Below are 23,261 nucleotides of genomic sequence, written 5' to 3' on the forward strand. Positions count from 1 at the left end.
CGACGGGAAGAACGACCCGGCCCGCTAGGGGTTGTCCCGGCGTGAGTTCGACAGCACCGCGAAGGCTCGCGCGGTAGTGATCGACTGGTGCTACGGGTTCTTCAAGCACCAGCGCCGACACGGCGCGGCCGGGACCCGTCCCCGACCAACTGTGGAACTGCCCCTCACCCGAGCAGCGGCACAGGGAACCCTCCACGATCTCGGGTGGGATACACCCTCACCAGTGGCCGGCCGACGGTCCGCTGAATTTCACTGAGGAGTCGCGAAGCGGTCGCTCCAGATCGAGAGCAAGGGAGCGCCGGATCCCCGTTGATCTGTGCGGAACGGGGCGACGTCGACTGGGCCGAACACAGAGTTGCGTCGTCTTGACGCACCGGTGACGGCGCCGTGACGGGCGCCGCGGTTGCATGGTCGGACAGAGAAGTCGAGCACACCGGAAGACGTGAGGGTGCACTCTGCTCACGGTCTGACGGTCCAGCCATTCCCAGGAGACGGACATGAGCGACCATCAGTCAGTATCAGGTCCCGACGACGGCGGCACATCGGGTCAGGCTCCCGGCCCCATGCCCGTCAGCGGGCACGAGTCGGTGTCCGGTGGCGCAGGAGCTGCTGAATCGGCTGCCGCCATGGTGGCGGACAGCTTCGAGGGTCAGAGTGGGCTGCTGGAACTGGCTTCGGGTTTCAGCAGGGACGTCAGTGCAGAGTCGACACTGTCGGAGCAGGTACAGATCAGCCCTGCCCTGAGCTCTCTGCCTCCCGCCGAGTCGCTGGCTTTCGAGGAGCCCGAGACGGTATGCGGGAACGATGACCGTGTACGGATCTCGCCGTGTACGAGCATCCCCTGGCGCTGGATCTGTGAGCTCCTCGTCACGTATCCGGACGGCGCTGGAGCGAGGGGTACGGGTTGGTTTCTCGGGCCGCGCACCGTCGGTACTGCCGGGCACGTCGTGTTCAGCAGGGCCAATGGCGGCTGGGCGCGTCAGATCGAGGTGATCCCTGGTATGGACGGCGCAAGTCGCCCGTTCGGCTCCCAGGTCGGGAACTCCTTCCGCAGCACGAATGGCTGGGTGAACAACACCGATCCGGAATACGATTACGGTGCGATCGTGCTGCCCACTGCCGACCTGGGGAACACCGTCGGGTTCTTCGGCTTCGCGGCCCTCTCGGACGCCTCGTACCAGAATCTGTTCGTCAACACCTCCGGTTACCCCGGGGACAAGCCATTCGGTACGCAGTGGTTCAACGCAGGGACCGTGACCCAGGCCACGCAGCGGCGGCTGTCGTACATGATCGACACATTCGGTGGCCAGAGCGGAAGTGCGGTGTGGCGTTTGCTCAACAACCAGCGGCACGTCGTCGGCATCCACGGTTACGGCGGTTGTCCGAACAAGGCGGTGCGCGTCACCGGCGAGGTCTTCAACAACCTGCTGGCGTGGCGGAATGTCTGACCCCGGCTGGAGCACATGCGGTGGACGGTGGGACGTCGGAGATCGACGGTGCGATCATCGCGATCAGAGAGACGTGGCCGCTTCAACTGGTCGTGGAGGCTCCGGGCGGTCGCCATGACGTCGCGCTGTCCGAGGACACGGCACTGACTCGCGCCGGCACTCCGGTGGGGAGCGGGGCCCTCGAGGTCGGGGCGGTCGTACGCGTCGTCGGTCGCCTGTCGGCGCCACACGCGATGGTGGCCTCGCGCGTCGACATCCTGTCGTGAGGCTGCCGTTGACGTGCCGGGAGGAGCGTCCCTGCCGTCGTGTGACCCCCCGGCGCGACCCCGCCCGCGGCGAGGGAAGCCGTGCTCTGCGACGCACCGGATGATGTGGAACCCGTCGGTTGATGCCGCGGGAGCCGGCTGTCGGGGGGCTGCGGTGAGCGCCCCGCCCACCAGTCCGCCGTCGCAGTCGGCTCCCCCCGTCGAGGGCGCGACGGACGCAGCCCTGGGCCCGTTCCGCCGCGCGCGGGTTCGTCACGGCCTGGTGGGCAGCCGTGCCTACGCCCGTGACCAGGAGTTCCTGAACACGCCGGTCGTGGCGGTCTTCCAGATGGACATGATCGGGTCCGACAGGGTGGCGCGCAGTTGGCGCAGCTGGAGCACGGTCAGTGCGCGGGGCGCGGTCTTGGCTCGGCCGTTGACGGCGCCGAGGGCGCGGACCGGGTTCTGGGTGAGCGCGTCATGGCGGGCGGCCCAGCGTGCACATGCCCTCGATGAGTTCGACCCCATCACAGCAGGAGTGACGGCGTCATCGAACAGGACCGTCGAGTCCACCAGGGAGCAGAACGTCCTCACCTCTTGGATCGACCTGTCGGACATTGCCAAGGCGCTCCGGCTGCTGGACAAGGACGCCCGACCTGGCCGTCAAGGTCTGGGACCGCGCCGCCGGTGACGTCGCGAAACGGGGCCGTGACGGCGCCGCATAGCTCCATGAAGCGGCCATCGCGCTCAACCCCACGCCCGACTCGAGCCGGCGCCCACAACGACTGGGCCAGCGACGAGGGACAACAGCAGGTGAGGACGCACCATCGACGCTTCAACTGTGCTCCGGACTCGAACCGTTCGTGCGAAAGGAGGTGTGCAATGCCGGGGACAGCCACCTACATCGTCTACAAGGTCGGTAATGCATGCCGTGTATGGAACACGGCAACGAACAGCGACCTCGCCGGAGTCGGTACGACGCCCGAGGCCGCGCTGCAGAAGGCGCTCGACCTGGTTGACCCAGCGGACCCGGCCTCGGGAGGCGTCGGCGACGTATACGTCGCAGCAGGTGACTACCAGCTGACACTCCCCGCCGCTCAGTTCTCGGGTTTCAATCTGCACTCGTATACGACACTGAAGCTCAACACGAAGGCGAGAATCATCGTCCGTCAAGGCTACGCCGCAGCAGTCTTCAACCTCTTGAGTGACGACGATGAGTTCCGCTTCGGCGTCGTCAACTCGATGATCGACGGTGGGCGGATCACGGAGCTGGGAAGGCCGGCAAACCCACAGTGGACAGCGTTCCGCCTCAAGGGGAGTTCGACTGGTGCCGTCCTGGGTGATCCTTCCTCCACCGCGGGGATGCAGTTCAACAAGATCGCCAACACCGAGGTGCAGTTCGCGAAGATCGGCCTCGAGATTGTTGTGGACCAGCTCAAGGGCTACGTCAACTCCAACACCTTCGAGTTCCTGCGCATGCTGAACTGTACGACGTTCGTCAGCTTCGAGATGGCGGACCTTCCGTACACGACCGGCAATCCGATATTCGCTAATCGTTTCGCCGATCTGCAACTCAACTGCCAGTCGCATGCCCGCACGCAGATGGGCATACGCAACGTGACAGGGGAGTTGAACGAATTCGACTCGGTCAAGGTGTGGGACATCAATCAGGGGGTCGCGGCGCCAGGGCAGACCGATCCGCTGACGATTCAGGTCTCCGCGAGAGCCGCAAATACCATTATTGTCGGTGGCCTCCTGGTCGGCGCCAACGTGAAATCCAGGAACTTCAAGATCGAGTCCGGGACCACCAAGGTCCTGCCACCACCGTGACGTGATTTCTCGGTACGTTGCCGGTCGAGCAGGCGTCGCACGCCGCAGGATCGCGTTCTCGCTGCTCCAGCGACGCGTTGCGCCGGCGCAGCTCCCGCCGCTCCGCCGACTCGCCCGCCATTCCGCCGCCGCGATCACCGCTGGCCGGCGGGATCGGTCTGTCCCCGTAGTCGGCATCTTCAATCGGCGCTGCAGACAGGACTCCGAGATTCCGAAGTCGCGGGTCACCTGGGAAGTCGTTGCATTTGTGCGCGGTGAGCCGTCGGGCGCAGATGAGGGTGACGGCTGGTCGGACCAGCGCGGTGATGGTCGTGGCGGTGCGGCGCGTAGCGCAGGGCGAGGCATTTGCAGGACAGCAGCCAGCTGAGAGCGCGTTCGACGACCCAGCGGTGCTGCCGAGGTGGGCGCTGGAGTTGCGGCCGATGCAGACGATCCGGCGGTGATCCCACAGCGGCGCAGGTAGCGGCGGACCCCCGGGGTGTCATAGCCCGTGTCCGTATGCGGCTCGAGCGGCCGGCGCCGGGGATGGCCACGGCCGCCGCGCTTGATCGCCGGCATCGTGTCGAGGATCGGCTCGACGAACAGGCTGTCGTGCCGGTTCGCGGCCGAGACCAGCACGATCAGCGGTGGTCCGTGCGCGACGACGAGCAGGTGGTGCTGGCTGCCGCGCTTGCCCCGGTCGGTGGGGTGCGGGCCGGTCAGTGCACCCCTTCGCGCCCGGACGCTGACACTGTCGAGGCTGCCCCGGGACCAGTCGAGCTGTCCCTGTTCGCTCAGCCGGTCGACGACGGCCTGGCGGAGCCGGTCGAAGACCCCCGACCTGCTGTCATTCGTGCATCCGACGCCAGCAGGTCCAGCCCCACCCGTACCCGAGCTCGATCGGCTACGGGTCCAGCCGATGCCGGTGGAGGGCACGAAGGCGATGCCCTCGAGGACTCCCCGCAACTGTCCCCGGCGCCGGACCGCCCGATCGCGGCCTGCCGATGACGCGTCGGTGACGAGCTCGTGACGGTCGTCCGGGCATGGTCCTCGCGTCTCTCCGCGTGGCTCGGAGGGATGTGACTGCTCGGACTTCGAGGAGTCGCTGGCTGGGCTCCGCTGGAGTCGTGACCGTCGGATGTACGAGGCCGCCAACCCGTGCACGAGTGAGATCGGCGGCTCGCGTCCTGGATGGTGACCGCGCTCTGACGGGGATCCCGCGGACATCCATGCCAAGGAGCCGAGTCCGGCCGCACGAGTACATGCCGAGCGATGTCGAGGGGGAGCCGTGATCGATCAGACACTGCCGATGGGAGCCGATGGGGCCGGCCAGACGGCGGAGACCACAGGGAAGTACGTCGTCGTGTTCGCCGACGTCGACGCCAATCCCGCTCGGATGCTGGAATCGGTGCTGGGGGCTTCCAGCGTCGCGAACTCCCGGGACTTCGCGGACCAGGAGGCCGACGCCACCCAGGCGCCCGCCACGGTCTTCGCCGAGCTCGGCGTCGCGGTCGTGGCGGCGGACCCGGACCAGTTGTCCGCCCTGCAGACCTCCCCCGATGCCCAGGGTGCAATCCTGTCGATCGCGCCCGAGCGCATCTACCACCCTCTGCAGTCCACCGGCTATCTGGAGGGGTACCGGGACGCCGTCGCCGACCTCGCCGGTCGCCTCGGTGCCGGCTCCAACGGCAGCTCTGCCGCCACGATCGGCGGTCAGGTGGGCGTCGCCCAGTTCCCGGACACCGCCACCGCCAGCTGGGGTCTGCAGGCCACGCGGGTCCTCTCGTCCCCCCAGTCGGGCAAGGGGATCAAGGTCGCCATCCTGGACACGGGCTTCGAGACCGCGCATCCGGACTTCGTCGGGCGCAACATCACCTTGGCGTCCTTCATCCCCGGTGAGACCCCGAAGGACGGCCACGGCCACGGAACACACTGCACGGGCACCGCGTGCGGACCCAAGAACCCGTCGGGCTCTCGCCGGTACGGGATCGCCTACGAGTCCGACATCTTCATCGGCAAGGTGTTGAGCAACTCCGGGTCCGGCAGCGACACGAGCGTCCTCGGTGGCATGAACTGGGCCATCGCACAGGGATGTCACGTCGTCTCGATGTCCCTGGGCGCCAACGTCCAGCCACCGCATCCGCCCTACACCGAGGTCGGGAGGCGCGCCCTCGACAAGGGGACACTCGTTGTCGCTGCAGCCGGCAACAACGCCCGGCGGCACGAACGGAGCTGGGGCTTCGTGGGCGCACCGGCCAACAGCCCGTACATCATGGCCATCGCCGCGCTGGAACAGGACCTGTCCGTGGCCTACTTCTCGGCCCGCAGCAGCACCAGCGGTACGGGCGGACAGCGCGGGGGACAGGTCGACAACGCCGGGCCTGGTTGGCAGGTGTACTCGTCGTGGATCCTGCCGCAGAAGTACCACACGATCAGCGGGACCAGCATGGCGACGCCGCACGCTTCCGGGATCGCCGCCCTGTGGGCACAGAAGACGGGCCTGCGCGGTGCCGCCCTCTGGTCGGTGTTGGCCCAGGAGAGCGACCGCCTCTACGAACCCGCTGTGGACGTCGGTGGTGGTCTGGTCCTCGCTCCCCAGTAGGCGGCGGCGTTAGAGTCGGCGCATGGTCAAGGTCACGGTGACCGTCGACGACCAGCACGTGGCCGCCATCGCCGACGTCGCCGAAGCACTCCGAGCCACCGGGATGCAGGTGGAACAGGTGCTCGGCGACGTCGGCATGGTCCTCGGCAGCATCGATGACGGCGCCGAACAGTCGGTGCGTGCGGTCGACGGCGTGCAGTCAGTGGACCGCTCCCTGAACTTCCAACTCCCGCCGCCTGACTCACCGACCCAGTGACCTGGTCCTCGGGTCCGGCACGATCATCCGATCCCGAGGGCAGCGGCACCCAGGTTCGACCGGAGGCTCATTCTCCGCGGTTCGCAACATCCTCGCGCGGCTGTGCACCTGCTACGAGCACCGCGGCGACATCCACCTCGGCCTACTCCGGCTCGTCTGCGCCCTGATCCGTCATCGGCACCTGACCGTCGTTCTGAGATGACTTCTCAGGCGGCCAACCAGAACCGCGCCCGGATTCCACCGGCAAAGAGCGAGGGGAAACGGCTCGTGGACGACCACCCGGTCAAGGTGCAGCATGACCAGGTGCCTGGGGCACCAGAGTCGCTGACCACCTTCTATCGTGACTTCGACGAGAGCGGCCGGCTCACGCACGGCCACGGCCTCGTCGAGTTCCGGCGGACGCAAGCGCTGCTGCGCCGCCACCTGCCACCTCCGCCGGCACGTGTCCTCGACGTCGGCGGCGGACCCGGTGTGCACGCCACCTGGCTGGCCGACGACGGATACGACGTGCTCCTGCTCGATCCCGTGGAGCAGCATGTCGCGCGGGCGACCGCGCTCGCCGCCGGTCGATTCACCGCCCGCACCGGCGACGCCCGGTCCCTCGACCGAGCACCCGGCACCGTCGACGCAGTTCTGCTGCTCGGTCCCCTCTACCACCTTCCCGATCCCGCCGACCGTGCCACGGCGCTGCGCGAGGCCGTTCGGAGCGCGCGCCCCGGAGGTCTGGTCGCTGTTGCCGCGATCAGCCGCGTCGGCGGCGGTGCCGTGGACGCCGTCCGTCGAGACCTGCTGGCCGAACCGGCCGTCCGGTCCGCCGTGCATGACGTCCTGAACACGGGCTGGACCCGCCTGGCGCCCGCCTTCTACTTCCACACGCCAGACGAGCTCGGCGCGGAACTACTGGCCGCCGATCTGCTCGATGTCCGGGTGCATGGCCTGGAAGGACCGGCGTGGGCACTCGTGCCCGACCACGCCGGCTCGAGCGATCCGATCGTCACGACCGTCGCAGACCTTGCCGACCTTGCTGACGCCGACCCGATGACCGTGGGCGCCAGCAGTCACCTCCTGGCGATCGGCCATACGTCATCGAGCGGATCAGTACAGCTCCAAGCGCAGTGATCGGAATGGCCCGAGTGGGCCTGATCCAGTGAACGCTCACCTGGGCCGTTGCCCATGTGGGCGCTCAGGTGTCCAGCGCTTCGAGCGCGGTGGCAGCGCCGGTGGTGGCGAGTTCGCGGCCGAAGTGGACGTCGGGGGTCATGGAGGTGTCGGCGTGGCCGAGTTGGTCGGCGGCGGCGCGGGAGGACAGGTCCGCGTCATCCATCAGCGTCGCCACGGTCTTGCGGAGGGTGTTGGACGGGCGTCCCATGCCCCACCTCTGCCCGACCTCTGCTCATCAACCAGGGGCGGACGAAGGGGAGGAGGGAGCTACGGCGGTGCCTTCGTGCCCGTGAGACAGCTGATCACTGGCCAGTTCCAGCCAGCAGCGGGTGACACCAGTCAAGTGCGACCGGCCAACCGCAGGGTCACTGGTGCGAGTCCAGTCGGAGGAGCCACACGAGGTCCCTGACCACCGGAGGCGCAGGTCGAGGGCCTTCGTCGTCGGTGCGGGACGTCGTCTCCGTCATCACCAGCCCGCCCGTACGGCGACGGGCGGGCCACGGTTCACCCGCCGGCGCGGTCCCGCCGGACGACCGCCCTGCGCCCCTTGATCGTGGCCTGACGCAGGGCGGCGATCACCTGGTCGGCCGCGGGCGCGGGGACCTCCACCACGGAGAACCGCTGCGCGATCTCGATCGCCCCGATCTCCCGGCCGCGCAGCCCGGCCTCCCCGGTGATGGCACCCACCAGGTCGCCCGGCCGGATCCCCGCCTCGCGTCCGAGCCCGACGAACAGCCGGGTGACCGGGCCGCCGGCGCCACCGCGGCCCCGGTCGTCGCCGCGTCCGCGCCGGTCGTCGCGTCCGCCGCCGGGCCGCCCGGGATCGCGCGGGTCCGGGCGCAGCGCGACGTCGGGGATGTCCTCGTCGTCGTCGGTCCCGCCGCCGGCCTCGTGGGCCAGCTTGACCGCGGCGAGGGCGACCTCCATGACGTCGAACTCGTCGGTGAGCGTCTCGACGACCACCCGGAAGTGCTCGAGGTCGTCCTCCAGGAGGCTCTCGCGCAGTGCTGCGCGGGTCAGTTCCAGCCGCCGGGCGCGCAGGTCTGCGACGGTGGGCAGCTTCTCCACCCGGATCGGGGCGCCGGCCGTCCGCTCGATGGTCTTGAGCATCCGGTGCCCGCGCGGCTCGACGAGCGTGATCGCCACGCCCTCCCGGCCGGCCCGGCCCACCCGCCCGATGCGGTGGACGTAGGTCTCCGGTGCCGAGGGGACGTCGTAGTTCACGACGTGCGTGAGCTGGCCGATGTCGAGCCCGCGGGCGGCGACGTCGGTGGCCACGAGGAGGTCGGCGGTCCCCGCGCGCAACCGGCCCATCACGCGGTCGCGCTGCTCCTGGCTCATCCCGCCGTGCAGCGGCTCGGCCCGGTAGCCGCGGCCGTTGAGGGTCTCGGTGAGCTGGTCCACCTCGTCCCGGGTCCGGCAGAAGACGATCGCGGCGGTCGGTGCCTCCACGTCGAGGACCCGCCCCAGTGCGGCCGGCTTGCTTGCGCGGGGGACGACGTAGGCGGTCTGGCGCACCCGGGGCGCCTGTCCGGAGGCCGGCCGCTCCCGGGCGACCTGGATGCGCATCGGGTCTCGCAGGTACCGGCGGGCGAGGGCGTCCAGGCGCCGCGGCATGGTGGCGGAGAACAACACGGTCTGCCGGCTCTCCGGCGTCTCGTCCAGGATGGCCTCGAGGTCCTCGGCGAATCCCATGTCCAGCATCTCGTCGGCCTCGTCCAGGACGACGGTGGCCACCGCACCCAGCCGCAGCGTCGAGCGCTGGACGTGGTCCAGCGCTCGACCCGGCGTGGCGACGACCACGTCGACCCCGTCGTCGAGGGCGCGCAGCTGCCGGCCGATCGGCTGGCCGCCGTAGACCGGCACGACGCGGGCGCCGAGTGCCCGGCCGTAGCGGTACAGGGCCTCGGAGACCTGGATGGCCAGCTCTCGGGTCGGGACGAGGACCAGCGCGAGGGGCTCGGTGCCCCTGCGGTCCGCCGGCAGCCGCTCCAGCAGCGGCAGCGCGTAGGCCGCGGTCTTCCCGGTGCCCGTGGCCGCCTGCCCCTGCAGGTCACGGCCCTCGATGAGCGGCGGGATCGCCTCGCGCTGGATCGGGGTGGGTTCCTCGTAGCCGAGGCCGGTGAGCGCGGCCAGCAGCTCCGGCCGCAGCCGGAGGTCGGCGAAGGTGTTCCCGCCCTCGTCCTGGGCCGCGCCGGGCGCCGCCTCCGTCGTGGGGGAGCCGGGGGCCTCCGCGCCGCCCTGCCCTGCCTCGCTGCTCACCCGCGTCGCTCCTCCGTCCTCCGTGTCCCCGCCACCGGCCGGCGCGTGGCTCCCGGACCCAGCCCTACCCCTCGGGATCTCGGCCGGAACCGGGCCCCCCCGGTGTCTCGTCGTCGCGGAGCGCGGGATCGGCCTGGACGTGGTCGCCGGGGGATGTCGAGAACTCGCGCGCGGCTCCGTCCCCGCAGTGCACACGGCCACAATGGGCCGTCCCGCACCGAGGAGAACACGATGGCCAAGTACCTGCTGCTCAAGCACTACCGGGGCGCGCCCGCAGCGGTCAACTGCGTGCCGATGGACCAGTGGACGCCGGAGGAGGTCTCCGACCACGTGCAGTACATGCACGACTTCGCCGCTCGGCTCGAGGGCACCGGCGAGTTCGTCGACGCTCAGGGACTCTCCCCGGAGGGCACGTGGGTCCGCTACGACGGCGAGGGTCGGCCGCCGGTCACCGACGGCCCGTTCGCGGAGACGAAGGACCTGATCGCCGGCTGGATGGTGATCGACGTCGAGACCTACGAGCGGGCGCTGGAACTGGCCGGCGAGCTGTCCGCCGCTCCGGGTGCCGGCGGGCAGCCGATCCACGAGTGGCTCGAGGTGCGCCCGTTCCTGGGCGCGCCGCCGACCATCACGGAGTGACGCACGGTGGACCGCGTGGTGGACGAGGCCCAGTTGCGGGCGCTCATCCCCACCGTGATCGGGGTCCTGGGCCGCCGCGGAGCCGACTTCGCGGCGGCCGAGGACGCCGTCCAGGAAGCCCTGGTCGAGGCCGTGCGGGTGTGGCCGGACGAGCCGCCGCGGGACCCCAAGGGGTGGCTGGTGGCGGTGGCGTGGCGCAGGTTCCTCGACGCCGTCCGCGCCGACACCTCCCGACGGCGGCGCGAGGTGCGCGTCGACGACGAGCCGGCGCCCGGGCCGGGCACCGAGGTGGACGACACGCTGCAGCTGTACTTCCTGTGCGCGCACCCGTCCCTGACCCCGGCCTCGGCGGTCGCGCTCACGCTCCGCGCGGTCGGCGGCCTGACCACCCGCCAGATCGCGCAGGCATACCTGGTGCCCGAGGCGACGATGGGCCAGCGGATCAGCCGGGCCAAGCGGACCGTCTCCGGCGTCCGGTTCAACCAGCCCGGCGACGTCGGCACGGTGCTGCGTGTCCTCTACCTGGTCTTCAACGAGGGCTACTCCGGCGACGTCGACCTCGCCGCCGAGGCGATCCGGCTCACCCGCCAGCTGGCGGCCCGGACCGAGCACGAGGAGGTCGCGGGCCTGCTCGCGCTCATGCTGCTCCACCACGCGCGGCGCCCCGCTCGGACCCGCCCCGACGGCAGCCTCGTGCCCCTCGCCGAGCAGGACCGCAGCCGGTGGGACACCCGGCTGATCGCCGAGGGCGTCGACGTGCTCCAGGCCGCCCTGGCCCGCGACCGGCTGGGGGAGTTCCAGGCCCAGGCCGCCATCGCCGCCCTGCACGCCGACGCCCGCACGGCCGCGGAGACCGACTGGGTGCAGATCGTCGAGTGGTACGACGAGCTGGTGCGGCTCACCGACAGCCCGGTCGTCCGCCTCAACCGGGCCGTCGCGGTCGGCGAGGCCGACGGTCCGCGCGCCGGCCTGGCCGCCCTGGCGGGGCTCGACCCCGCCCTGCCCCGGTACGCCGCCGTCGCGGCGTACCTGCACGAGCGGGACGGGGACCCGGCGACCGCGGCCCGGCTCTACGCCGAGGCCGCCCGAGCGGCGGCCACCCTCCCCGAGCGCGACCACCTCACGCGGCAGGCGGCGCGGCTCAACGCGGGACTGCGCGGTTGAGCGGCTCACCGACAACGACGCCGCCGCCACCGCCCGGGTGGCCGACGCCTTCGTCGCGCACTTCGGCGACCGGGCCGGGCCGCTGCCGCGGCAGTCGGCCAGCGAGGACTTCAGCGACGTCCCCGCCCACCTCGGCGTCCCGTACACCTACTGGGGCATCGGAGGGGTCGACCCGGACACCTACCGCACCGCCGCCGAGGCCGGCCGGGTCGACCAGGACGTCCCGGTCAACCACTCCGCCGCCTTCGCCCCGGTCCTCCAGCCGACGCTGGACACGGGCACCCGGGCACTCGTGGTCGCGGCCCTGGCGTGGCTGGCTCCGGACGAACGGGCCGGGTGAGCCCGGGGGCCGACGGCGCCGCTCAGTCGTCCGGCGGCCGGGGCTCGGCGCTGCCCGGTGGGAAGGGCGCGTTCACGTCGAAGTGGACCCCGAGCATGCGGATGACGAAGCACAGGACGGCGGCGCCGACCGCGGTGACCGGCCCGGAGGCGTCGAGCAGCCCGGCGACGACGACCGCGGTGGCGCCGATGAGCGCGGGGATGGCGTAGAGCCCGCCGGTGAGCACCGACGGCACCTGGCGGACCAGCACGTCGCGCAGCGTGCCGCCCCCGACCCCGGTGATCGTGCCGACGATGACCGCCTGCGCGGGGCCGAAGCCCAGTGCGACCGCCTTGAGGGCGCCGGTGATGGCGAAGAGGCTCAGCCCAGCGGCGTCCAGGACGTTGATCGTCCCGTTGATCCGTTCCAGGTGGCGAGCGCCGAAGAAGGCGACCAGCCCACCGACGGCGGCCACGGCCAGGTACCGCCAGTCGAGGAAGGTGGCCGGCGGCAGGCTGTCCAGGAAGAGGTCGCGGATCGTCCCGCCTCCCAGCGCGGTGATCATGCCGAGGGTGACGACACCGACGATGTCCAGTCGCGTGGCGCGCACCGCGGTGAGCGCCCCGTTGACGGCGAAGGCGAAGGTGCCCGCGAGGTCGAGGATCAACAGCACCGTGGTGGCCATGGGGGTGGGTCGCTCCTCCTGCGGGCGATGAGACGTCGTCACCTTCGCAGGAGCGGATCGGCCGTGCCCGCGCACGATGTCGTGACGCCGGCCCCTCCGGGAGTATCGTGTTACGACATTGACGTTCCACCTCAGCTGCGCACAGGCGCCGGGGCGAGGCCACCGCGAGGAGGTCGATCGTGCTCAGGGATCGCGACCAGGTGTGGCGGGAGTCCGGGTGCTCCCGGGTGGCGGCGGCCGAGGCCGCCGCGGGCGGTGCGTGATGGCCGGCTACGTGCTCGTGGCCCTCGCCGTGCTGGCCGTGGTGCTGGCCTGCGCCAGCGTCCGGGTGGTCACGCAGTTCGAGCGGGGCGTCGTCTTCCGGTTCGGCCGGGTGCTCCCCGAGCCGCGCGGTCCCGGTCTCACCCTGCTGGTGCCCGTCGCGGACCGGCTGCGCACGGTGAACATGCAGATCATCACCATGCCGGTGCCCGCCCAGGAGGGCATCACGCGGGACAACGTGACCGTCCGCGTGGACGCCGTCGTCTACTTCCGGGTGTTCGACGCGATGCGGGTGGCCGTCGACGTGCAGAACTACGAGGCGGCGATCGGCCAGGTCGCCCAGGCGTCGCTCCGGTCGATCATCGGCAAGAGCGAGCTCGACGACCTGCTGTCCAACCGGGAGCGGCTCAACCAGGGCCTGGAGCTCATGCTCGACAGCCCGGCCGTCGACTGGGGCGTGCACATCGACCGCGTCGAGATCAAGGACGTCGCGCTGCCGGAGTCGATGAAGCGGTCGATGTCGCGCCAGGCCGAGGCCGAACGCGAACGCAGGTCCCGTGTCATCACGGCCGAGGGGGAGCTGCAGGCGTCGGAGAAGCTCGCGCAGGCCGCCGAGGTCATGGCCGCCCACCCCGCCGCGCTGCAGTTGCGGCTCCTGCAGACGGTCGTCGAGGTGGCGGCGGAGAAGAACTCGACGCTCGTCCTGCCCTTCCCGGTCGAACTGCTCCGCTTCCTGGAACGGGCCACCCCGTCCGAGCAGGCCGGCTCCACCGCGGGCGGCGCCGACGCGGCGACGACCCCGCCCGCAGTGCCGGGCCCGGGGGTGGCACCCGCCCCGGACGGTCGGGCCGCCGCGGTCGGGGCGTGACCGTGGACGCCGCCCGGTCGCCGGTCGTGGTCGGGATCGGGGCCGGCGGACCGGGCGGCGACGCCCTGGACTGGGGTGCGGCCGAGGCCGCCGCCCGGGGCTCGCCGCTGCGCCTGGTGCACGCGGTCCCCACCCGGCTCGTCGTCGACCCGTGGGGGCTGGCGCCCCCGGGCGACGGTCCCCGGTCGGCCGGCCCGCTGGTCGAGGCGGCGCTCCGGCGGGCTCGGACCGTCGCGCCGGACGTCGAGGTGTCCGGGCACGTGCTCCTGGGTGGCCCGGCGGCGGTCCTGGCGCAGCAGAGCCGCGCGGCCGCGCTCCTCGTCCTCGGCGACGGCCGGGAGGCCGGCAGTGGAGGCGGGTGGCCGGCCGGCGTGCTGCGCGCCCGGCTGGCCACCCGGTCCGCCTGTCCCGTCGTCGTGGTCCGGACGCGCCCGCCAGTGCCCGAGGCACCCACCGCGCCCCGCGTCGTGGTCGGGGTCGACGCCGGCCGGTCCTGTGTCGCGGCGCTCGGCTTCGCCCTCGGGGCGGCGGCGCAGCGGGGGGTCCCGCTGGTGGTCGTGCACGCCTGGGCCGAGGACGCGCCCGCCGACCTCGAGGGCGTCTGCGCCGCTCCCGCGGTGGTCGAGGCCGAGGCCCGGAAGACCCTGGACGCGGTCCTCGACCGCTGGTGTCCGCGCTCCCCGGCCGTGCCCGTCCACCGCCGGACGGTCCACGGCACCCCGGCGGCTGCCCTGCTCGCGGCCTCCCGGGGCGCGGCGCTCGTCGTCGTCGGGTGCCGCGGGCACGGCCCGCTGCGGACCTGGTTGTCCGGCTCGGTCAGCCGGGCGGTCGCGCGGTCCGCGTCCTGTCCGGTGGCCGTCGTCGGTGCGGACTGCACCGTTCCGCCCGGGAGCTCTACGGCGCGGCTCCCGGGGCGTCGTGCCACGCCGGGAGGGTGAAGGCGGAGTCCATCCGGCGGAGCTCGTCGCGGTGCAGTGCGGCCAGCCGGGCCAGGAGCTCGTCGCCCTCGTCGGTGAGGGTCACCCGCACGGCGCGCCCGTCGTCCGGGTCGGCGGCGCGCCGGACGAGGTCCTGGCCCTGTGCCCGGGAGACCAGCTCCACGACGCTGTGGTGCCGCAACTGCAACCGCTCGGCCAGCTCACGGATGGTGGCCCACTCGCGGCCGGGGAACCCCTTGAGGGCCAGGAGCAGCTGGTACTGCTGGGGCGTGACGTCGTGACCGCGGACGACCTCCTCGCTGAACCGGAGGTACCGCCGGATGGCGAAGCGGAACCGGGCCAGCGCCTCGAAGTCCGCCTTGGTCAGAGGCTCCGTGGCGGTGTCGTCCCCCCGGCGCCGGGTGGAGGAGGGAGGCGGTGTCGTCGCGCCGGGGTCGGTGCTCTCCTCGGCCATGCCGATCGGCCACCCTCTCCGACGACGACCCGGTGGGCCGGGACCCGCGTTCGACCAACGGACGTGCGCCCGGAGGATACGTCGCTCCGCGCCGGCCCTCGCGACGAGCGGCCCCGGAGCGGCTCTGCGGTCGCCGGCACCACGTGCCTGCCGGGGGTCGGCGACGACCGCGATCGGACCAGCGGGGCGAGAGGGGACACTCCGCTGCTCATGGGCCCGCGGTGTCCCCGGGCCCGCTCCCCGGGCTTGCCGGGCGTCGGCAGCCGGTGGTCGGCCGAGTTGACCGGCCGCGACCCTGGGCCGGACGGCGCTCCGGCCGCATGCTCGGGATGACCCCGAGACGTACGGAGGAACGACGTGACCCTCACCCTCATCCGCGACATCGACCTCGATCTCCCCACCGACGCGACCCCGGCGGTCGGCTCGGTCGCGCCGCCCCGGCGGATCGCCGACGTCGGGGAGTTCCTGCCCCTCGACGTCGTCGAGGAGTGGGGGAGGGCCTCGTTCCCGGCCAGCGACCCGCCGGCCAACTGGTGATCTCCCCCGCCACCGTGTCCCGGCGGCGCTGACCGGCGCGACCGGACCCGCCGCCTCCTCTCTCGCGAAGGAGTTCCCGTGCCCACCCCGACGACGACCGTCGCCCGCCCCGACCAGGACGAGCATCCGCTGGAGTCCGGAGCCGACGCCGGCTGTGCCGTGTGCCCGCACCCGATCGCCGGTCACGACCCCATCGCGCTGCGGTACTGCCGGGCCACCCAGGACACCGCCGCCCAGCGCGGTTGCGTCTGTCGGAACACCTGAGACACGAGCTTGCATCTCAGTCGCTAGGGTGCGCCGGTGGCCGACACCTCACCGGCAGCCCCGGACCGTCCCGCAGCCGAGCGTGCCTACGCGCTGACCAAGGAGCTGGTCCTCTCCGGGCAGCTGCCCGGGGGCCACCTGTTCAGCGAGGGCGACATCGCGGCCCGCCTCGGCGTGAGCCGCACCCCGGTGCGGGAGGCGTTCCTCCGGCTGGAGGCCGAGCAGCTCCTGACGCTCGTCCCCAGGCGCGGGGCGATCGTGGTGCCGGTGCCGCCCGGAGAGGCCGAGGACGTCCTCGACGCCCGGGAGGCGGTGGAGGGCGCGGCCGTCCGGCGGCTGCTGCGCGAGCCCGCGCGGCTGCCGGCAGCGCTGGGATCCCTGCGCGCGGCCCTGGAGGTGCAGCGGCGCGCTGCGGACCGGGGTGACCTCGGCGCCTTCGCGCAGGCCGACGAGGGCTTCCACCGGGCGGTCGTGGCGGCCGCGGGCAACGCGCTCCTGACCCGCTTCTACACCGGGCTGGCCGACCGCCAGCGGCGGATGAGCATGCACGCGCTCGGCCCGGTCCCGGAACAGCTGCCGGTCGTCCTCGGACAGCACGAGGAGCTCCTCGCCACCATCGAGGCCCGCGACGAGGCGGGGTTCGCCGCCGCGCTGCGGGCCCACCTCGACGGGACCCACCGGCGGTGAGCGCGGGTTCGTGGCGGGCGGCGGCCGCGGCCGTCTTCGCCTGCGGGTGGGGCGGCAACCAGTTCACGCCCCTGCTGGTCATGTACCGCGAGGCCGGCTGGTCGGCGCTGACGGTGAACGCGCTGCTGGGTGCCTACGTGGTCGGCCTCGTGCCGGGCCTGCTGGTCGCCGCGACTCTGGCCGAGCGCTGGGGACGGCGGCGGGTGGTGACCGCCGGGGTGCTGGCGTCGCTGGGAGCCAGCCTGCTGCTGGCGGCCGGCCCGCTGGGCGTCGCGTGGATCGCCGCCGGCCGGTTCGTCACCGGCACCGCCGTGGCGGTGGCGATGGCCGTCGGGACGACGTGGGTGCTGGAGCTGTCCCGGGCCGCGGGGACCGATCCCGGCACCGGGGCGCGCCGCGGGGCGATGTGGCTGACACTGGGCTTCGCGGCCGGCCCCGGGGTCGCCGGGCTGCTGGCGCAGTGGGGACCGCTGCCGATGGTCCTGCCGTACCTCGTGCACGCGGTGCTCGCGCTCGCCGTCCTCCCGTTCCTGCCGGGCGTCCCCGAGACCGGCCGCATCGGGACGCGGGGGAGAGGGGCACGGTTCGCGGGAGTCCGGCACCCGCGCTTCCTGCGGGTCGTGGTGCCGATGGCGCCGTGGATCTTCGGGTCGGCCGGCGTCGCGTACGCGATCATGCCGCAGCTCGTGGGCGACCGGCTCGGCTCCTGGGGGCTGGCCTACTCCACCCTGCTCACCGTCGCCACCCTCGGCGCGGGTGCTCTCGTCCAGCCGGTGGCGAAGCGGCTGGACTCGACCACCAGCGCCCGCGCGGTGGCGGTGTCGATGGTCGTGATGTCGGCCGGGCTGGCGCTCAGCACGGTCGCGGCCGTCGTCCGCTCGCCCGTGGTGGCCCTCGTCGCCGCCGTCGCGCTGGGGGCGGCGTACGGCATCGCCGTGGTGTCCGGGTTGCTGGAGCTGCAGCGGCTGGCGCGGCCGGAGGAGCTGGCGGCGCTCACCGGCGTCTACTACGTCCTGGCCTACATCGGCTTCCTGCTGCCCACCCTGCTGGCGCTGCTCAGCCGGGCCGCCCCCTACCCGGTGCTGCTGGCCGGCCTCGCGCTGGTGGCCCTCGCCGGGACCGCCGTCGTCCTCCGCCACTCACGCTCGGACCTCCCCGGCGAGCACGGCCTCGACGCGAGCCGCCGCCGCGAGCAGCCGGCCGTCGTCGCCGGGCAGTGACTCCAGCGAGACGCCGATCGGCAGCCCGGCCGCGGTCGCGCCGGCCGGCAGCGAGATCGCCGGCATGCCGGCGGTGGAGCCCGGGCCGGTGTTGCGGATCGTGGTCAGGAAGACGGGGACCTGCCGCCCGTTGAGCTCGGTCGTGTCGTCGTCCCCGACCGGGGGCGCCGGCAGCGGCACCGTCGGGTAGACGAGCGCGTCGAGCCGCCCGCCGTCCGCAGGGCGCAGCGCGGCGGTGTAGGCGGCGCGCAGCCGCTCCCGGACGACGAGGTTTGCCCGGTAGACCGCCTCGGTGACCGAGCCGCTCGCGGCGAACTCCAGCGCGCCGCGGACGTCGGGGGAGGCGACCTGCTCCAGGACGTCGGCGAACGTCAGCCGGCCCTCGGGCCCCGGGAGGCCGGCGAGGTAGGCCGGCAGCTCCAGGGCGACCTCGAAGAAGACGATCGGGAAGCCGCACTCGGCATCGAGCTCGTGCGCGTCGGCGACGTCCACCTCGACCAGCTCGACGCCGGCGTCGGCCAGCAGGTCCAGCGCGTGCCGCGCGGTGGCCGCGACGTCGGGATGCAGGTCGTCGTAGAAGCCGGTCCGGGGGACGCCGAGCCGCAGCGGGCCCTCCCCAGCGGTGGGGGCGGGCTGCCCGGTGACCAGCTCGTCGACGGTGGCGGCGTCGGCGACGGTGGTGGCCAGGACGCCGGCGGTGTCCCGGGTGCGGGAGATCGGCACGGTGCGGCCGGTGCCCCAGCGGCCGACCGTGGGACGCCAGCCGACCAGACCGCAGTGCGCGGCCGGCACCCGCACCGACCCGCCGGTGTCGGTGCCCAGGGCGACCGGCACCACGCCGGTGGCGACGGCGACCGCGGACCCGCCGGACGAGCCGCCGGCCGAGCGGCTGGGGTCGTGCGGGTTGCGGACCGGCCCGAACGCCGCGTTGTTGCTCGTGACGCCGAGCGCCAGCTCGTGCAGGTTGGTCTTGCCGACCACCGCGGCCCCGGCGGCGCGCAGCCGCTCGACCGCGTGCTGGTCGCGGCCGGGCCGGGAGTCCCGCAGCGCGGGGGTGCCGCCGGTGGTCGGCAGGTCGCGCGTGTCCAGGTTGTCCTTCACCGCGACGGGGACGCCGGCCAACGACCCCGACCCGCCCACCGGGGCCTCGGCCACCGTGACGAACGCGCCCAGGGCCGCGATCTCGTGCGCCCGGGCGAGGCTCCCGGCCACCACCTCCGCCGCGGACGACGCCGCGATGCGCTGCCGGACCTGCTCGAGCGTGTGCATGTCGCCGCCTCCCGCCGGACCCGGGCCGGAGCGCCCCGGGGTGCGGCGTCATCCTGCCGGTGACGGAACTACCGTGGCGCCGTGCGGATCGCCTCCCTGCTGCCGGCCGCGACGGAGATGGTGACGGCGCTGGGGCTGGCCGACCGGCTGGTCGCGGTCACCTTCGAGTGCGCCGCCGAGGCGCGGGAGCGCTGCCCGGTCGTGGTGGACACCGCCATCCCGCCGGATCTCTCGCCGGGGCAGATCGACGCCTGGGTGCGGGACCGGGTGGGCGCGGGGCTGCCCCTGTACGAGCTCGACCGCGGGGCACTGGCCGCGGCCGGCCCCGAACTCATCCTCACCCAGGACCTCTGCCGGGTGTGCGCGCTGCCGGCGGGCACGGTGGAGGAGGCCCGCCACGCCATCGGCACCGACGCGCAGGTGGTGTCGATCGACCCGCACACCCTGGACGAGGTGCTCGACGCCCTCGCGACGGTGGGGCGCGCGGCCGGTGTCCCGGACGCCGCCGCGGCGCTCGTCGCGGGGCTCCGGGCGCGACTGGCCGCCGTCGAGCGCGCGGTCGCCGGCCGGCCGCGCCCCCGGGTGCTCCTCCTGGAGTGGACCGACCCGCCGTTCCTTCCCGGCCACTGGGTGCCCGAGCTCGTGCGCCGCGCGGGCGGCGAGCCCGTCGGCGCGGCCGAGGGGAGCCGGAGCGTGGCCGTGGACTGGGCGGAGCTGCCGGCCGCGGACCTCGTCGTCGTCGCGCCGTGCGGTCTGGACCTGGCGGCAGCGGTCGGGCAGTGCGCGGTCGTCGCCGAGCGCCTGCCCGGCGTCCCGCTGCTGGCGATCGACTCGGCCCGCTACGTGGTGCAGGCCGGGCCCGCGCTCGTCGACGGCGTCGAGGCCCTGGCCTGGGCCCTGCACCCCGATGCCGTCCCCGAGCCACCGCCCGGTCGCGTCAGACGGCGCTGAGCCCTCCGTCGGCGGCCGGTGACGCGCAGCCGACCACCGGGACCCCGAACCGTCCGAGGCCGATGGCGTCCCCGGGGTCGTCGGCGAGCACGACCGCCGAGCGGACGCCCAGGTCCAGCAGGACGTGCGCGGCCACCCGGTGGGTGGACCGCGACCCGCGACCGCCGGACGGCGCACCCGCGTGGCGCTCGCACGGCGACCGTCTCCCGCGCAGGTAGACGACGACGCCCTGCCCGGACGCCCGCACGGCGGCGAGCGCGGCGTCCAGGTCGCCGGCGCAGCGGCACTGCACGGAGCCCAGCAGGTCGCCGGCGAGGCACTCGACGTGGACGCGGACGGGCACCGCCTCCCCGCCGGCGACGTCCCCGGCGACCACCGCGAGGTGTTCCGTGCCGTCGACGTCGTCGACGTAGGCGTGGCTCCGGAACCGCCCGTGCCGGTTGGTCACGGAGGCGGTCCCGACCGGGCGCACCGGTGACTCGACCCGCTCCCGGTGCCGGACGACGTCCGCCACGCTCAACGCAGCCAGGACGTCCAGCGCGGGGGGCAGCGGCTCCGACGCCGGCTCCGGGACGGCCGCGAACACCGCCGCGGGGACCAGTCCCGCCAGCCGGCACAGGTCGGCCGCGGCCTCGGGCGGCGCGGGGCGCTCCAGCACGCCACCCGGACGCACCCGCACCGGCACGACGTGGCCCGGGCGGACGAGGTCCCCCGGCGTCGTCGACGGGTGCGCCAGCGCACGGGCGGTGCGGGCTCGCTCGAGGGCGGAGATCCCCGTCGTCAGCCCGGCGCAGGCGTCGACCGACACGGCGAAGGCCTCGCGGCCGGCGTCGTCGGCCTCCATCAGGGGGATGTCGAGCGCGGCGAGCCGTTCCCCCTCGAGGGCGACGCAGGCGAAGCCACTGCTGTAGCGCACCAGGAGCGCCATGGTCCGGCCGGTCACCCGCTCGGCGGCGATCACCAGGTGCCGCTCGCCGGCGGAGGTCAGGACCACCGGCTCGCCGCGGCGCAGCGCAGCCAGGGCGCCGGGCACGTCGTCGACCCGCTCCGGCCGCTCGGCCAGCACCGCGGTCACCTCGGGCCGCCCTGCGGACCGAGGAGCGCGGGCGCTCGCCGTGCCGACACCAGTTCGGCGAACCGGACGACCTCGTCGGCGACCGTGTGCAGCTGTTCCAGGACCCGCTGGTCGCTGCACGCCCCATCCGCGAAGCTGCACTGCGCCGAGTTGATGGCGGCTCCGTAGGGCGTGACCCACCCGCGCAGTGCGTGGACGATCGCCCGCAGCGCGGTCAGCGTCGTCACCGAGGCCTGCCAGCCGTAGGCCGTGACGATCAGCCCGACGGACCGGTCGGCGAGGTAGGGCAGCCGGTCCGCGCGCATGTCCTCGGTGTAGTCGAGGGCGTTCTTCACCAGGCCCGAGAGCGAGCCGTGGTAGCCCGGCGAGGCGACGATCACCCCGTCGGCCCGGCGCAGCTCGGCGACGAGCTCCTCGGCCACCGGGCCACCGCTCCCGGACTCCGGGGCGTACATCGGCAGCTGGGCCAGCTCCGCGCCGGTGAAGACGCGGGTGGTGGCGCCCAGCGCCTCGGCACGACGCATCGCGGTGCGCAGCGCCTGCTCGCTGGACGAGCCCGGCCGCACGGTCCCGCCGATGCCCACGACGTGCAGTGGCCGTACCACGCCCTCTGCCCGGTCCGGTGGGGCGGCGGTCGCCGCCGCGTCCACGTCAGGCCCCCGCCGGCACGGCCGGCCGGCTCGCCGCGGCCACCCGCTGCTGGCTGACCTGCGGCGTCCAGTGGTCGGGCTGGTCGGCCCACAGGTCGCGCAGCTGCGGGATGACCTGGGTGCCGAACAGGTGGGTGTTCTCCGCCGCGGTCTCCTCGGGGAGGTTGCCCATGTGCAGCGACGCGATGAGCTGGCCGACGCGCAGCTCGGTCGCCAGCTCGCGCAGCCGCTGGGCCACCCGGTCAGGGGTGCCGGCGACGATGTAGCCCTTCTCGTCGTACTCCCAGAAGCTCATCTCGCCCTTGACCGCGCGCTCGCGGTCCGCGGCCGCCGCCGGGTCGCTGGTGTTCTTGAGCGTCTCGGCGAGGGAGCGCGTCGAGTTGTAGCCGGGCGGGGTGGCGAATCGCATGGAGGGGTTGCGGACCCGCTGGAAGTACTTGACCGCCTCGTAGTACTTCGCCTCGGCCTCGGCGTCGGTGTCGGCCACGCAGACCAGCTGGGTGAACGCCATCCGGTGCGGGTTCATGTCCCCGTCGTGGGCGGCGACGTAGTCCCAGTAGCCGTCCACCAGGGGCTTGGCGGCCTGCAGCCCGGAGAAGGACAGGTGGCCGTAGCAGTAGTTCTCCCGCGTCACCAGCTCCCAGGTCTCGACGCTGCTGGAGCCCGGGATCCAGATGGGGGGCCGCTGCTGGATCGGTCGCGGCCACAGGTTGACGTAGCGCAGCTGGGTGTACTTGCCGTTGAACGCGAACGGCTCCCGCTCCTCCCAGGCCCGCAGGACCAGCCGGCGCGCCTCGTGGAAGCGGTCGCGCAGCTCCACCGGCGTCCGGGCGTAGGCGAAGGCCGAGTCCATCGGCGTCCCGAAGACGAAGCCGGCGATGAGGCGGCCCTCGGACAGGCAGTCGAGGTAGGCCATCTCCTCCGCGACGCGGGTCGGCGGGTTGTACAGCGCCAGCGAGTCGCCGATCACCAGGATCGCCGCGTTCTGCGTGCTGCTCGCGAGGCTCGCGGCCAGCAGGTTGGGCGACGGCGTCATCGCGAACGGCGTCTGGTGGTGCTCGTTGACCGCGAGGCCGTCGAAGCCGTCCCGGTCCGCCTGCTGCATGAGGCGGATGAACATCCGGTAGTTCTCGCCCACCCGGCCGGAGTCGGCCATGTCGATGGGGCTGTCCACCCACCCGCCCTGGCCGGGCGCCGGGAACCGGTCGGGGAGGTCGTCGTAGGTCACTTCCGCGAACCAGTGGAACTTCATCGCAGCCTCATCTCGGATTCCCGGCGTTCTCGCCGCCCGCCTCGGACACCGCCACTCTCGGCCGCCGTCGGTGACGCGGACAACAGACGTCCGCCCACTCGTGCCAGGGGACCGGTGGGCAGCCTCACACCGGGCGGGTGGTCCCGGCGCCACCTGTGGTGACGGCGTCCGGTGTGGAGGGATGTCCACCCCGGAGGGGTCCGGTGTGTGCCGGCACCCCTGTCGGAAAGCGGCGTACCCCTCGC

The 23,261-nt window shown here is 73.2% G+C and carries 25 protein-coding genes and 1 pseudogene; 16 read left to right on the forward strand and 10 right to left on the reverse strand.

All coding sequences use genetic code 11. The features are described from left to right. Positions 1 to 497: 497 nt before the first annotated feature. Together CRP39_RS02315 and CRP39_RS02320 are read left to right on the forward strand one after the other, a co-directional pair. Positions 498 to 1,448 carry a trypsin-like serine peptidase gene (locus CRP39_RS02315; RefSeq protein ID WP_216359579.1) on the forward strand — a complete coding sequence of 317 codons (951 nt, stop codon included), beginning with the start codon at positions 498 to 500 and terminating at the stop codon, positions 1,446 to 1,448. 20 nt (positions 1,449 to 1,468) lie between these two features. Next, positions 1,469 to 1,714: a hypothetical protein gene (locus CRP39_RS02320; RefSeq protein ID WP_097203994.1), complete on the forward strand. Its 246-nt coding sequence runs from the start codon at positions 1,469 to 1,471 to the stop codon at positions 1,712 to 1,714. A gap of 276 nt (positions 1,715 to 1,990) precedes the next feature. On the opposite strand, the gene CRP39_RS26605 is transcribed toward CRP39_RS02320, so the two are convergent. Next, positions 1,991 to 2,266, reverse strand: a complete 276-nt coding sequence (locus CRP39_RS26605) for a hypothetical protein (RefSeq protein WP_172442260.1) — start codon at positions 2,264 to 2,266, stop codon at positions 1,991 to 1,993. Positions 2,267 to 2,575: 309 nt separating this feature from the next. On the opposite strand from CRP39_RS26605, the gene CRP39_RS02330 reads away from it, so the two are divergent. Continuing rightward, a complete protein-coding gene (locus tag CRP39_RS02330; RefSeq protein WP_097203997.1) occupies positions 2,576 to 3,523 on the forward strand; it encodes a hypothetical protein in 948 nt (315 codons plus the stop codon). A 247-nt stretch (positions 3,524 to 3,770) separates the two neighbouring features. Here CRP39_RS02330 and CRP39_RS02335 read toward each other — a convergent pair. Continuing rightward, positions 3,771 to 4,468: pseudogene (locus tag CRP39_RS02335) on the reverse strand (IS5 family transposase); the annotation flags it as partial. 322 nt (positions 4,469 to 4,790) lie between these two features. Between CRP39_RS02335 and CRP39_RS02340 the strand changes: the two are divergent. The 3 genes from CRP39_RS02340 to CRP39_RS02350 all read left to right on the forward strand — a co-directional run bounded on the left by CRP39_RS02340 (position 4,791) and on the right by CRP39_RS02350 (position 7,479). After that, the gene (locus CRP39_RS02340; RefSeq protein ID WP_245853508.1) at positions 4,791 to 6,104 is read left to right on the forward strand and encodes a S8 family serine peptidase; all 1,314 of its coding nucleotides are present in this window, start codon (positions 4,791 to 4,793) and stop codon (positions 6,102 to 6,104) included. Positions 6,105 to 6,126: 22 nt separating this feature from the next. Continuing rightward, positions 6,127 to 6,360 (forward strand): ketohydroxyglutarate aldolase, encoded by a 234-nt coding sequence (locus CRP39_RS02345; protein WP_097203998.1) that lies wholly within the window; start codon positions 6,127 to 6,129, stop codon positions 6,358 to 6,360. A gap of 198 nt (positions 6,361 to 6,558) precedes the next feature. Then, complete coding sequence (locus CRP39_RS02350) at positions 6,559 to 7,479, forward strand: class I SAM-dependent methyltransferase (RefSeq protein WP_097204000.1); 921 nt, start codon at positions 6,559 to 6,561, stop codon at positions 7,477 to 7,479. A gap of 64 nt (positions 7,480 to 7,543) precedes the next feature. Here the strand turns inward: CRP39_RS02350 and CRP39_RS26610 are convergent, their stop codons facing one another. Together CRP39_RS26610 and CRP39_RS02360 are read right to left on the reverse strand one after the other, a co-directional pair. After that, complete coding sequence (locus tag CRP39_RS26610) at positions 7,544 to 7,729, reverse strand: hypothetical protein (protein WP_097204002.1); 186 nt, start codon at positions 7,727 to 7,729, stop codon at positions 7,544 to 7,546. 296 nt (positions 7,730 to 8,025) lie between these two features. Continuing rightward, a complete protein-coding gene (locus tag CRP39_RS02360; RefSeq protein ID WP_097204004.1) occupies positions 8,026 to 9,783 on the reverse strand; it encodes a DEAD/DEAH box helicase in 1,758 nt (585 codons plus the stop codon). Positions 9,784 to 10,014: 231 nt separating this feature from the next. On the opposite strand from CRP39_RS02360, the gene CRP39_RS02365 reads away from it, so the two are divergent. Genes CRP39_RS02365 through CRP39_RS02375 form a run of 3 tightly spaced genes read left to right on the forward strand, consistent with a single transcriptional unit; the run spans position 10,015 to position 11,926 of the window. After that, positions 10,015 to 10,422 (forward strand): YciI family protein, encoded by a 408-nt coding sequence (locus CRP39_RS02365; protein ID WP_097204006.1) that lies wholly within the window; start codon positions 10,015 to 10,017, stop codon positions 10,420 to 10,422. 6 nt (positions 10,423 to 10,428) lie between these two features. Beyond that, on the forward strand, positions 10,429 to 11,586 hold the full coding sequence (locus CRP39_RS02370; protein WP_245853510.1) for an RNA polymerase sigma factor: 1,158 nt from the start codon (positions 10,429 to 10,431) through the stop codon (positions 11,584 to 11,586). Between the two features lie 37 nt (positions 11,587 to 11,623). Beyond that, positions 11,624 to 11,926, forward strand: coding sequence for a zinc-binding metallopeptidase family protein (locus tag CRP39_RS02375; RefSeq protein ID WP_216359580.1), 303 nt, complete (start codon positions 11,624 to 11,626; stop codon positions 11,924 to 11,926). Positions 11,927 to 11,948: 22 nt separating this feature from the next. Here the strand turns inward: CRP39_RS02375 and CRP39_RS02380 are convergent, their stop codons facing one another. After that, on the reverse strand, positions 11,949 to 12,590 hold the full coding sequence (locus CRP39_RS02380) for a trimeric intracellular cation channel family protein (protein ID WP_097204008.1): 642 nt from the start codon (positions 12,588 to 12,590) through the stop codon (positions 11,949 to 11,951). Between the two features lie 262 nt (positions 12,591 to 12,852). On the opposite strand from CRP39_RS02380, the gene CRP39_RS02385 reads away from it, so the two are divergent. After that, positions 12,853 to 13,719 carry a slipin family protein gene (locus tag CRP39_RS02385; protein WP_097204010.1) on the forward strand — a complete coding sequence of 289 codons (867 nt, stop codon included), beginning with the start codon at positions 12,853 to 12,855 and terminating at the stop codon, positions 13,717 to 13,719. Next, positions 13,716 to 14,657, forward strand: a complete 942-nt coding sequence (locus CRP39_RS02390) for a universal stress protein (RefSeq protein ID WP_097204011.1) — start codon at positions 13,716 to 13,718, stop codon at positions 14,655 to 14,657. Before CRP39_RS02385 ends, CRP39_RS02390 begins: the two co-directional genes overlap by 4 nt. Here CRP39_RS02390 and CRP39_RS02395 read toward each other — a convergent pair. Further along, positions 14,614 to 15,111: a MarR family winged helix-turn-helix transcriptional regulator gene (locus CRP39_RS02395; RefSeq protein WP_097204013.1), complete on the reverse strand. Its 498-nt coding sequence runs from the start codon at positions 15,109 to 15,111 to the stop codon at positions 14,614 to 14,616. The two genes, CRP39_RS02390 and CRP39_RS02395, sit on opposite strands and share 44 nt — an antisense overlap. 357 nt (positions 15,112 to 15,468) lie before the next feature. Here CRP39_RS02395 and CRP39_RS02400 point away from each other — a divergent pair, with 357 nt between their 5' ends. The 4 genes from CRP39_RS02400 to CRP39_RS02415 all read left to right on the forward strand — a co-directional run bounded on the left by CRP39_RS02400 (position 15,469) and on the right by CRP39_RS02415 (position 17,819). After that, on the forward strand, positions 15,469 to 15,648 hold the full coding sequence (locus tag CRP39_RS02400) for a hypothetical protein (RefSeq protein WP_097204015.1): 180 nt from the start codon (positions 15,469 to 15,471) through the stop codon (positions 15,646 to 15,648). A gap of 78 nt (positions 15,649 to 15,726) precedes the next feature. Next, entirely contained in the window at positions 15,727 to 15,912 is a 186-nt protein-coding gene (locus CRP39_RS02405; protein ID WP_097204016.1) for an RGCVC family protein, read from the forward strand. A 36-nt stretch (positions 15,913 to 15,948) separates the two neighbouring features. Beyond that, complete coding sequence (locus CRP39_RS02410; RefSeq protein WP_097204018.1) at positions 15,949 to 16,599, forward strand: GntR family transcriptional regulator; 651 nt, start codon at positions 15,949 to 15,951, stop codon at positions 16,597 to 16,599. Further along, entirely contained in the window at positions 16,596 to 17,819 is a 1,224-nt protein-coding gene (locus tag CRP39_RS02415; protein ID WP_097204020.1) for an MFS transporter, read from the forward strand. Before CRP39_RS02410 ends, CRP39_RS02415 begins: the two co-directional genes overlap by 4 nt. Here CRP39_RS02415 and CRP39_RS02420 read toward each other — a convergent pair. Then, a complete protein-coding gene (locus CRP39_RS02420) occupies positions 17,739 to 19,088 on the reverse strand; it encodes an amidase family protein (protein WP_097204028.1) in 1,350 nt (449 codons plus the stop codon). The two genes, CRP39_RS02415 and CRP39_RS02420, sit on opposite strands and share 81 nt — an antisense overlap. Positions 19,089 to 19,169: 81 nt before the next feature. Here CRP39_RS02420 and CRP39_RS02425 point away from each other — a divergent pair, with 81 nt between their 5' ends. After that, a complete protein-coding gene (locus CRP39_RS02425) occupies positions 19,170 to 20,039 on the forward strand; it encodes an ABC transporter substrate-binding protein (RefSeq protein ID WP_097204029.1) in 870 nt (289 codons plus the stop codon). On the opposite strand, the gene CRP39_RS02430 is transcribed toward CRP39_RS02425, so the two are convergent. Genes CRP39_RS02430 through CRP39_RS02440 form a run of 3 tightly spaced genes read right to left on the reverse strand, consistent with a single transcriptional unit; the run spans position 20,026 to position 23,016 of the window. Continuing rightward, on the reverse strand, positions 20,026 to 21,114 hold the full coding sequence (locus tag CRP39_RS02430) for a 3,4-dihydroxy-2-butanone-4-phosphate synthase (protein ID WP_143426530.1): 1,089 nt from the start codon (positions 21,112 to 21,114) through the stop codon (positions 20,026 to 20,028). The two genes, CRP39_RS02425 and CRP39_RS02430, sit on opposite strands and share 14 nt — an antisense overlap. After that, positions 21,111 to 21,764 carry an NADPH-dependent FMN reductase gene (locus tag CRP39_RS02435; protein WP_216359581.1) on the reverse strand — a complete coding sequence of 218 codons (654 nt, stop codon included), beginning with the start codon at positions 21,762 to 21,764 and terminating at the stop codon, positions 21,111 to 21,113. The genes CRP39_RS02430 and CRP39_RS02435 overlap by 4 nt, the downstream gene beginning before the upstream one ends. 1 nt (position 21,765) lies before the next feature. Next, positions 21,766 to 23,016 carry an LLM class flavin-dependent oxidoreductase gene (locus CRP39_RS02440; protein ID WP_097204033.1) on the reverse strand — a complete coding sequence of 417 codons (1,251 nt, stop codon included), beginning with the start codon at positions 23,014 to 23,016 and terminating at the stop codon, positions 21,766 to 21,768. Between the last annotated feature and the right edge of the window lie 245 nt (positions 23,017 to 23,261).

Source organism: Geodermatophilus sabuli (genome assembly GCF_900215145.1).
GTDB classification, from domain to species: domain Bacteria; phylum Actinomycetota; class Actinomycetes; order Mycobacteriales; family Geodermatophilaceae; genus Geodermatophilus; species Geodermatophilus sabuli.